Below are 9,633 nucleotides of genomic sequence, written 5' to 3' on the forward strand. Positions count from 1 at the left end.
GGCCCCGGCCTCTGGCCTGTGGCGAGGCGCGCCATGCGGGCGATATCCGCCACCGGGCCCGCCGCATCCATGGCAAGGTAGCCATCCAGGAAGCGCAGGGCCTCCACGGCGGTGAAGTCCAGTTGGCCGATCCGCCCCTGGCCGGGGCCGGTCATGGCCAGGCTCAGCCCCTCGGCCGGCAGGTCAATGAACAGCGTGTCGAAGCCGCTGCCGCCATCCACAAGGCCGGGCCGCGCGAGGCTCTCCGGGGCCGGGTGCAGCCAATCGTCACCGCCGCGCCCGAGCAGGGTGTCGCCGCCAAGGCCTTGCAGCAGGTCGGGCAACTCAGTGCCGCGCAGGGTCTGCGCCGGCGCCAGGGCCGTGAGGCGCAGACGGCCCAGCATGCCGTCCCATGCCACCTGGGCCTCCGGTGCTTCCCCGGCCGTGCCGTAGAGGGCCTGCACCGCCGCCAGGTCCAGCGGGCGCGGGGCCGAAGCGACGCCCCCGGCGCCGCGGGTATAGGACATGATGGTGGTGTCGCGGCTGTCGAGTTCCGGAGGCAATGCGCCGGGACCCTCGAAGCTGTGCTTCAGCCCCAGGGCATGGCCGATCTCATGCAGCAGCGCCTCATGGCCCAGGCGCCCGGCTGCCAGGCTGTCGCTGCCGAAAAGACGCAGGTTGAGGGCGATGTCGCCCCCGGGCGCCAGGACGGCCTGCCCGTTGCTGTACCAGGGTTCCAGCATCTCCAGCCGGAAGCGCAGGTCGATGCCGGCGCCACCGGAGGTATCCGGCACTTCGGCAAAGCGCAGGCCGGTGGTTGCGCCCCAGGCCGCCAGGGCCTCACGCGTCGCGGCCATCTGGGCTGCGGAGAAGGCGGCCCAGCCAGCCGGCGCGCCAGTGCCGGTGTTCAGCCCATCCCGCGCGAAGGAGAAGCTGAGGAGCACCGGGGTGCCATCCCCGCCATTCCAGGTGAAGGCGGGGCCGGCGAGCAGAGAGGCAATGAGAGCGTCATGGGGCACGTCTCATTTTGCAGACATATCTCTCAAATGCAAAAGGATCGTTAAAGCTCAGGCAAAGGCGATGCCGTTCTCCGTCAGGGCGTGGCTCACCTGCAGAAACTCGGTGCTGTCGGCGAAGCCAGCGACGACTTGCCCGCGCGTCATGTCATGCGCCAGATGGTCCAGCCAGAAGGCTTCGCCCGGCGCATCGGCGGGGCGGCCCAGGGTGTTCTGGTAGACCATCCGCACGAAATCAACGTCCGAGGCATTGGGGAAGCGGGTGTTGAACTCATCGCTCACGGTGAAGCGCTCGGCCACCTGCGTCACCGTCATGCCGGCGTCGATCTGCCTGTCCCAGAAGCGCAGCCCATCCACCTCCGGGGCACGGCCCAGCGCCGCCTGGTAAAGCCGGGCGATATCCGCCACCTGGCGGTCGGCATCCCAGAGGCCCTGGGACAGCACGCCGTCGGTGCGGCCGCGGTTCTCGGCGCTTTCGCTGAAGCCCACCAGCAGCTCCGCCCGGCTCATGCCGCCATCCAGCTGAGACAGCCAGGAGGAAAGGCCAGGCGCGTCCGGCTCCCGGCCCAGCGCCAGCTGGTAGGTGCGGGCGACGAAGCCGCCATTGTCCAGCGCGCCGTAGCGCCCCTGGAACTCGTCGCTGTTCAAGAAGCCCTGGGCCAGGGAAGTCAGGCTGGCGCCCTGCGCCAGGCTATCGGTCCAGCCATCGCGCCCCACCGGGTCCGGCAGGCGCCCCAGCGCGGCCTGGTAGAGCCGCATGACCTGCGCCGCCGGGTCATTGGCATCGAAGACCAGCCGGCCGTCAAAGAAGGCAACGACCTCGATATCATTGGCGGAGGTATGCTCGCCCCCGCCTGCCAGCAGGCCGCTGAAGCTCTTGTGGTCCAGGTCCGATTGATAGGACCAGCTGCCATAGGTCAGCGACGCCTGCTGGCGGAGGAGGTCGGTGCCCAGGGTGTCGATGCCGCTGCCGCCATTCACCCGGTTGTTGCCGGTGCCGCCATGGAGCACGTCGTTGCCCCCGTGGCCGAGCAGGGTATCGTCACCGCCCAGGCCCAGGATGACATCCCGCAGGTCCGTGCCCTCGATGGTCTGCGAGGCATCGTTGCCCTGGTGCCGGATGCCGCCCAGCGCCGCGTCCCAGCCCCACTGGATGGGGAAGTTATCCCTGTCCTGCTGCGTGCCGTAGAGATACTGGATCGCCTCAATATCGGCGGCGCGCAGGTTGTCCGGCGTGCCGATGCCCTGCTTCGGGTAGGACATCACCGTGGTATCGAAATTGTTCTGGGCCTCGGGCAGCGTCGGATAGTCGTCGAAGGGGTGCTTCAGGCCCAGCCCATGGCCGATCTCGTGCAGCAGCACGAGATAGCCGTAGCTGCCGCGTGGCAGGGGATCATTGGCATAGAGGTCGATGTTGAGGCTGACATCGCCGACCTGCGGGTAATAGGTCAGGCCCGCATAGGTGTCGCCCAGCCGCGTCATCTGGAAGCGCAGGTCGATGCCGGCGCCCTGCATGGTATCCGGCACCTCGACGAAGCGGATGCCGGAGACGCTTTCCCAAGACGCCAGGGCCTGCCGCGCCGCCCCCTGCTGCGCCTCGTTGAAGGCGCCCCATGGGGTGGATGGGCTGGTTGTGCCATTCGGGCCGGTGGCGGCATTGGCGAAGCTGTAGGTGACAAGGCTGGGCTGATGGGAACCACCGTTCCAGGTGTAGCTGTCGCCAAGAATGAGGGTCCTGGCGGTCGAGGAGAGAGCCAAGGGCGTTTATCCGTGCCGTGCAACGACGCCTTTCCGGCGCCTGGATCCAGGTGGCGCCTTGCTTCCGCGAAGGGGGCGGATGCCGCACCGGCCCCGCAGGCAAACGGTGCCTGGACCATGGCGCGGCGGCGGCAAGGCGGGCACTTCCCGGTCCGGGAAGCGGCGCCAGGCCTTCACCCGGCGCTATTCTGGAATGACCCGCCGGAACAGGCCGCCGCAAGACATATCGCTGTCAGGATGGCCGCCCGAAGCCGGATTCAGGCCCGATCCGGGGTCAAGCTCCGGTGAGCGGCGTCACGTTCTGTTCCGCCTGGCCGCGCATAGCCCAGCCCGTGGTTCGTTCCTCGATAGCCACGGCCAAGGCATACATCAGCACGCCCATGATGCCGGTGACGATGAGGCCGGCGAAGACCAGCGGCACGTCGAAGCGGGAGGATGCGAGGATCATCAGGTGGCCGATGCCCTTATTGGCCGCCACCGTTTCCGCCATGATGGAACCGACGAAAGCCACGGTGATGGCGATCTTCAGCGAGGCGAAGAAATAGGGCATGGCGCGCGGCAGCCCCACCTTGCGAATGATGTCGCCAGGCCGGGCACCGAGGGCGCGCAGCACGTCCCGCAGTTCCGGCTCCACCGTCGCGATGCCGGTCGCGACATTCACCACGATGGGGAAGAAGGAGATCAGGAAGGCGGTGATGATGGCGGGCACGGTGCCGATGCCGAACCAGATGACAAGGATCGGCACCACCGCCACCTTGGGCACCGAGTTGAAGCCGATCAGCAGCGGGTAGAGCCCGTGGTAGAGCAGGGTGGAGGAGCCGATCGCCACCCCCAGCGCCAGCCCGAAGACGATGGCGAGCGCGAAGCCCACCAGCGTGGTCAGCAGCGTCTGCCAGGCATTGTCGATCAGCGGCCACCACCACTTCACCATGCTCTCCGCGATGGCGGAGGGGGCGGGCAGCACGAAGGCCGGGATCTGCATCGCGCGCACGAGGCCTTCCCAGACCAGGAAGCTGCCCAGGATGATCAGCCAGGGCAGCAGCTTCTGCAGCCGGCGGCGGCGGCGGGCGGCGAGGACCAGCGCCTCCACCCGGCGGGCATTGGCCTCGCCCTTGCGGAGGGCAGGCGCGGGCGCGGGCAGGGCGGTGTCAGACGGCATCGAGGATCTCCTCGCCCCGGCGGGCGGCGCTGATATGGTCGCGCAGCTCATGCACCAGGGCCTGGAACCCGGGCTTGTAGGTGTCCTCCAGCAGGCGGGGACGCGGGAAGGGAATGCGCCGCTCCGCCAGGATGCGCCCGGGGCGGGAGGACATCACCAGCACCCGGTCCGCCAGAAAGACGGCTTCCTTCAGGTCATGCGTGACCAGGATGACGGTGGGCTTCAGCGTCAGGCAGACCTGCTGCAACTGTTCCCACAGGTCCTCACGCGTGAAGATGTCCAACGCGCCGAAGGGCTCGTCCAGCATCAGCAACTGCGGGTCATGGACCAGCGCGCGGCAGAGGCTGGCGCGCTGCTGCATGCCGCCGGAAAGCTGGTAGGCGAATTTCTGCTCGAAGCCCGCCAGCCCGACCATGGCCAGCAGCTTGCGCGCCTTCTCCTCATACATGGCGCGCTGGGCGCGAAGCTGACGGCGGTGCGGCTCCACCACCTCCAGCGGCAGCATCACATTGTCCAGGATGGTGCGCCAGGGCAGCAGCGTCGGGTTCTGGAAGGCCATGCCGGCGATGGACAGCGGCCGGTCCACCTCCCGCCCCGCCACGATCACGCTGCCGGCGGAGGAAGGCCAGAGCCCCGTCACCAGCCGCATCAGGGTCGATTTGCCGCAGCCGGAGGGGCCCACCACCGCGACGAACTCGCCCCGGCCAACGGAAAGGCTGGCATCCTTCAGCGCCAGCGTCCCTTCCGCGCCACCATACCGCATCGAGACTCCGTCGATCTCGACGAAAGGCCGTTCCGCCACCATGCCAATCCCTTTGCCCGCCTCGAGCCCCGATGCGGCAAACTGGCGGCTGCGGCGGGCGAGAGGCAAGCGCCAAGGCGGGCGGTGGAACAGGGAATTGCTGCTTGTTGCGCCAGATGAACCGCACCACTGCATTCGGAAAATGCGTATTGCCTTCGCCTTGGGCAGCGCCTTGCCGCAACCCGCGCTGGTCCCTGGCCAAACAGTGCCAATGCGCTAGCCTGCCGGCATGACACCGTCACCCTCCGCGCTTGCCCTCCTGACCCCGGATGAGATGGCGGCGGTGGACCGTGCCGCCATAGCCGGCGGTGCTTCCGGCCCGGCGCTGATGCGGGCGGCCGGTGCCGCCGTGGCGCGGGCGCTGCGCAAGCGGTTCCGGCCCTGTCGCACGCTGATCCTGGCCGGCCCCGGCAATAACGGTGGCGATGGTTACGTGGTGGCGCGGCTGCTGGAGCGGGAAGGCTGGCCGGTCTCCGTCGCCGCCCTGGCACCGCCGCGCCCCGGCAGCGATGCCGCCATGGCCGCCGCCGAGTGGCGCGGCCCGGTGCTGCCCTTCACGCCGGAAACCCTGGCTCGGGCGCAATTGGTGGTGGATGCGCTCTTCGGCGCCGGCCTGTCGCGGGAGCTGGATGGGCCCGCGGCCGCGGCCTTGCGGGCCGTGCGGGTGCCGCTGGTGGCGGTGGACGTGCCCTCGGGCCTGGATGGCGCCACCGGCGAGCCGCGCGGCTTCGCCCCCCAGGCGGCGCTGACCGTTACCTTCGGCCGGCTGAAGCCCGGCCACCTGTTGCTGCCGGGCCGCGAATTGTGCGGAGAGGTGGTGCTGGCGGATATCGGCCTGCCGGAAGCCGCCCTGGCCAGTGTGGCGCCGCGTGCCTTCCGCAACGCGCCGGGCCTGTGGCGCCTGCCGGAGCGTGGCGCGCAGCACCACAAGTTCAGCCATGGCCATGTCACCATCCCTGGCGGCGCGGCCATGCCGGGCGCGGCGCGGCTGGCCGCCATGTCCGCCCGCCGCATCGGCGCCGGCCTTGTCACCCTGGCCGCCGAGGATACGGCCACCGCTACCCTCTTCCGTCAGGGTGAACCCGGCCTGCTGGTGTCCGCCCCGCCGCCCGAGGACCTGCTGGCCGATGAGCGCCGCAGTGCCTGGGTGCTCGGCCCCGGCCTGCCGCCGCGCCCGGAAACGCTGGCATTGCTGCGCCGGGTGGTGGAGGCCGGGCGGCATGTCGTCGCCGATGGCGGCGCGCTGACCGCCGCCGCCGGCCAGCCGCATACCCTGCAAGGTGCCGCCATCCTGACGCCGCATGCGGGCGAATTCGCCAAGGTCTTCGGCGCCCTGCGGCGGGACCGGCTGGCCGCCGCGCGCATGGCCGCCGCCGTGACGGGGGCCGTGGTGGTGCTGAAGGGCTCGGACAGCATCATCGCCGCGCCGGATGGGCGCGCCGCCATCAACAACAATGCCCCGCCCGCCCTGGCCACGGCCGGCAGTGGCGATGTGTTGGCCGGGCTGGCCGGCGGCCTGCTGGCGCAGAATCTGCCGCCCTTCGAGGCCGCCTGCGCCGCCGCCTGGCTGCACGGGCAGGCCGCGACCCTGGCACTGGCGGGCGCCGCCCCCGGCACGCCGCTGGTGGCCGAGGACCTCCTGCCGCAACTACGCGCCGCCTGGATCGCCGCCACGCGCTGAACATTCACGCGCAACGGCTCCCACCCTCCTGTCGTTCCAGTTTCATCCTGGATGGCAGGAGGAGGGGACCATGCTGCGGCGTCGAACCCGGCCGATCTTCAAGCAGCCGCCCCGCCGGCTGCCGGAGCTGCGGCACCTGCTGCTGGCCCTGCTGCTGGCGATGACCCTGCCGGCACGGGCCGAGGCACCGGCACCTGCCCAGGGCGACGGCACGCTGCTGGTGAGCCTCTTCCTGCCGCCGGAAGAGGCCGCGACGCCCGAACAGATCGCCGCGAAGCTGCTCCAGGAAGGTGTGCTGCAGGAGCTGCCACCCCAGGGCCTCGGCATCGAAAGCTGGTACGCCATGCCGGGCTTCGGCCAGTTCCTGACATTGCGCCTGCCCCCTTCCGCACGGCTTTCCGCCGCCGCCGAACCAGTGCGGGGTGGGCAGAGAATCGCCGGCCGGTAACGTGGCGGACATCTTCGGCGGGTAGTCTGGCGGGGGCTGGTAAACTCCGGCGTGACAGCGAAGTTCATGGAACGAGATTGTCGCGCTTAAGGAGCGATACTTCTTCCGGAAGGACCTGGCTTCCGGCAGGATGCTCACCAGATGTTTCTCCAGGTTTCAGCGCCGTGGCGGGACGCCCGGTCGCCGAAGGGGGTTCAGATGTCAGACGTCGCCGTCGCCGAAGTCGGGTTATTCGATCGGGCCTGGAAGCGCGTGTCCCTGCTGTGGAGGGACATGGCCGCCACGGTCGGGTCGCCGGCCGCCGATGCCTCCTGGGAAGGGCGGATGCGCGCCTGCCTGGAAGCACGCGGCGGCGAGGTCTCCGCGCGCGCCCGCGCCGCCGGGCTGGCGCAGTCCTACCAGACGGCGCCGGAGGCGGTGGACAAGCTGGCCTTCTTCCAGGCCCTCGCCAGCTTCGACTCCGACTTCAAGGTGGTGGAAGCCGCGATGGCCGCCGTCAGTGGCGCCAAGGATGCCGCCAGCCGCGCCGCCGCCAAGGCGAAGCTGCGCCAGGCGCTGGAGCCGCCACGGCTGAAGCTGCTGACCCAGTTCACCACCATTCCGGACGGCATGAAGTTCCTGGTGGATATGCGCGCGGACCTGATGCGCCTGATGGGCCAGGACCCGATGCTGCATGCGCTGGAACGCGACATGCGCGGGCTGCTGGCCAACTGGTTCGACCTCGGCTTCCTGGAACTGCGGCGGATCGACTGGTCCTCCCCCGCCGCGCTGCTGGAGAAGCTGGTGGGCTACGAGGCCGTCCATAAGATCCGCACCTGGCGCGACCTGAAGAACCGGCTGGATTCCGACCGCCGCTGCTATGCCTTCTTCCATCCCCGGATGCCGGAGGAGCCGCTGATCTTCGTGGAGGTGGCGCTGGTGCAGGGCCTTTCCGGCTCCGTGCAGAAGCTGCTGGACGAGAAGGCGCCGGTGCTGGACCCGCGCATGGCGGATACCGCCATCTTCTATTCCATCAACAACTGCCAGCGCGGGCTGGACGGCATTTCCTTCGGCAATTCGCTGATCAAGCGGGTGGTGACCCTGCTGGCGGAGGAGATGCGCGGCCTCAAGACCTTCTCCACCCTCTCGCCCATCCCCGGCTTCCGCCGCTGGCTGGAGGAGCAGAAGGACGCGCCGGACCTGCTGACGGAAGAGGAATCCAAGTCCCTGGCCGAGGCCGCCGGCACGCCGGACGGCAATGCCGCCATCGGGCTGGTGCTGGCTGCCCGCCGTCCGCTCTCGCTGCCCTGGATCGGCAAGGCGGAGCCGGTGCTGACCCGCCTCTGCGCCCGCTATCTGGTGCTGGAGACCGGCAAGGACGGCCGCCGGGCGCGCGACCCGGTGGGGCATTTCCACCTCTCCAACGGCGCGCGGATCGAGCGGGTGAACTGGCGCGGCGACACTTCGGAGAAGGGGCTGAAGGAGAGCCTCGGCTTCATGGTCAACTATCTCTACGACCCGATGAAGATCGAGGACTACCACGAAGCCTATGTGGGCGAGGGCAGCCGCGCCGCCCCCACATCCTTGCGGCGGCTGGCGCGCGGTGGCCGCTAGGCCACCGGCACCGTGAAGCGGGCGAATTCCCGCGTCAGCCGCTTGTAGATCTCGCGGCGGAAGGACACGGCGATGGCGGGCAGCTCGGAAAGGTCCGCCCAGCGCCAGGCATCGAATTCCGGATGCGGGTCCAGGTCCAGGCGGATCTCCTTGTCCTCGCCGGTGAAGCGCAGGGCGAACCACTTCTGGGTCTGGCCGCGATAGCGGCCACCCAGGGCATGGCCGATCAACTCAGCCGGCAGGTCATAATGCAGCCAGTCCGGCACCTCGCCGATGATCTCGGCCTTGGCGGTGCCGATCTCCTCGAACAATTCGCGCAGCACGGCGGCACGAGGGTCCTCGCCCTCGTCCAGCCCACCCTGCGGCAATTGCCAGGCGGCGGTGGCGCCTTTGCCGAGATCGGCACGGCGGGCGATCAGCACCTTGCCGGCGCGGTTGAACAGCGCGGCGCCAACGTTACGGCGATAAGGCAGATCGGGCATGGGTAGGCTTACCTTTCGGCGCTGCTGGGACGGCGGATCATGGCGCTGACGGGCGCCAGCACAAGCCCCCGTTGCGGCAGTTCCGCCGCCCAGGCGGCAACGCGCGACACGATCAGCGGATGGGCGCCCGGCAGCAGGCCCAGCGCCGAGCCCTGTTCCCGCGCCAGCCGCTCCAGTTGCGCCAACTGGCGATCGATCTCGCCACGGGTCGGCGCGTTCTCCAGTTGCAGGTCGGCGGCGCGGCCCCAGGCGCGGCGCGGCGGGGCCCCCGGGCGGGGGTCCAGCACCAGCAGGCCGCGTTCGGCGAAGGTGCGTTGCAAGCCGGGCTCCACCGCGCCCAACACGCCGACATAGCCGGCGAAGCGGCCCAGCGCGGCCTCCGGCGCCTCCAGGCCCGGCGGCAGCAGCAGCAGCGTCTCCAGCCCCCGTGCGCGGGCGGTGGCCAGCAGGGAAGCGGGCGCTTCCGGCAGCGCCAGGGCCACCGCACCCGGCAGGCGGGGCAGCGCGGCTTCCGAGGCATCGGGTATCACCAAGGCCACGCGGGGGCGGGTATCGGCCCGGTCGAAGGGGCGGGCATAGGCCAGGCGCGGCTGCCTTCCGTCCGCGCCGATGCGCGGCAGCGGCCCGGCGGGGCTGGCTTCCAGCAGCGCCGGGTCCGGCGGCGGAATGGCATGGCTGGCGGTGGCTTCGGCCTCGTGCCCGGGCAGGGGCGGCG

9 protein-coding genes are annotated in these 9,633 nt (G+C 70.2%); 3 read left to right on the plus strand and 6 right to left on the minus strand.

All coding sequences use genetic code 11. The annotated features are described in order from the left end of the window. The 4 genes from IBL25_RS21020 to IBL25_RS21035 form a co-directional block, all read right to left on the minus strand. Positions 1-998, minus strand: a 998-nt coding sequence (locus IBL25_RS21020; RefSeq protein WP_367615656.1) for a reprolysin-like metallopeptidase, incomplete at its 3' end; no start/stop codon positions are given. 48 nt (positions 999-1,046) lie between these two features. Beyond that, positions 1,047-2,753, minus strand: a complete 1,707-nt coding sequence (locus IBL25_RS27375) for a DUF4214 domain-containing protein (RefSeq protein WP_187780460.1) — start codon at positions 2,751-2,753, stop codon at positions 1,047-1,049. Positions 2,754-3,027: 274 nt separating this feature from the next. After that, complete coding sequence (locus IBL25_RS21030; protein WP_187780461.1) at positions 3,028-3,912, minus strand: ABC transporter permease; 885 nt, start codon at positions 3,910-3,912, stop codon at positions 3,028-3,030. Beyond that, on the minus strand, positions 3,902-4,717 hold the full coding sequence (locus IBL25_RS21035; RefSeq protein ID WP_187780462.1) for an ABC transporter ATP-binding protein: 816 nt from the start codon (positions 4,715-4,717) through the stop codon (positions 3,902-3,904). The genes IBL25_RS21030 and IBL25_RS21035 overlap by 11 nt, the downstream gene beginning before the upstream one ends. Positions 4,718-4,943: 226 nt before the next feature. On the opposite strand from IBL25_RS21035, the gene IBL25_RS21040 reads away from it, so the two are divergent. The 3 genes from IBL25_RS21040 to IBL25_RS21050 all read left to right on the plus strand — a co-directional run bounded on the left by IBL25_RS21040 (position 4,944) and on the right by IBL25_RS21050 (position 8,436). Further along, positions 4,944-6,395, plus strand: coding sequence for an NAD(P)H-hydrate dehydratase (locus IBL25_RS21040; RefSeq protein WP_187780463.1), 1,452 nt, complete (start codon positions 4,944-4,946; stop codon positions 6,393-6,395). A 70-nt stretch (positions 6,396-6,465) separates the two neighbouring features. After that, positions 6,466-6,843 carry a hypothetical protein gene (locus IBL25_RS21045; RefSeq protein ID WP_187780464.1) on the plus strand — a complete coding sequence of 126 codons (378 nt, stop codon included), beginning with the start codon at positions 6,466-6,468 and terminating at the stop codon, positions 6,841-6,843. A gap of 273 nt (positions 6,844-7,116) precedes the next feature. Next, complete coding sequence (locus tag IBL25_RS21050) at positions 7,117-8,436, plus strand: malonyl-CoA decarboxylase (protein ID WP_367615657.1); 1,320 nt, start codon at positions 7,117-7,119, stop codon at positions 8,434-8,436. On the opposite strand, the gene IBL25_RS21055 is transcribed toward IBL25_RS21050, so the two are convergent. Beyond that, the gene (locus IBL25_RS21055) at positions 8,433-8,918 is read right to left on the minus strand and encodes an RNA pyrophosphohydrolase (RefSeq protein ID WP_187780466.1); all 486 of its coding nucleotides are present in this window, start codon (positions 8,916-8,918) and stop codon (positions 8,433-8,435) included. The two genes, IBL25_RS21050 and IBL25_RS21055, sit on opposite strands and share 4 nt — an antisense overlap. Before the next feature lie 8 nt (positions 8,919-8,926). Further along, on the minus strand, positions 8,927-9,633 hold a 707-nt coding region (locus tag IBL25_RS21060; protein WP_187780467.1), incomplete at its 5' end, for a divergent polysaccharide deacetylase family protein.

This window comes from Pseudoroseomonas ludipueritiae (genome assembly GCF_014490445.1).
Taxonomy (GTDB): Bacteria; Pseudomonadota; Alphaproteobacteria; order Acetobacterales; family Acetobacteraceae; genus Pseudoroseomonas; species Pseudoroseomonas ludipueritiae.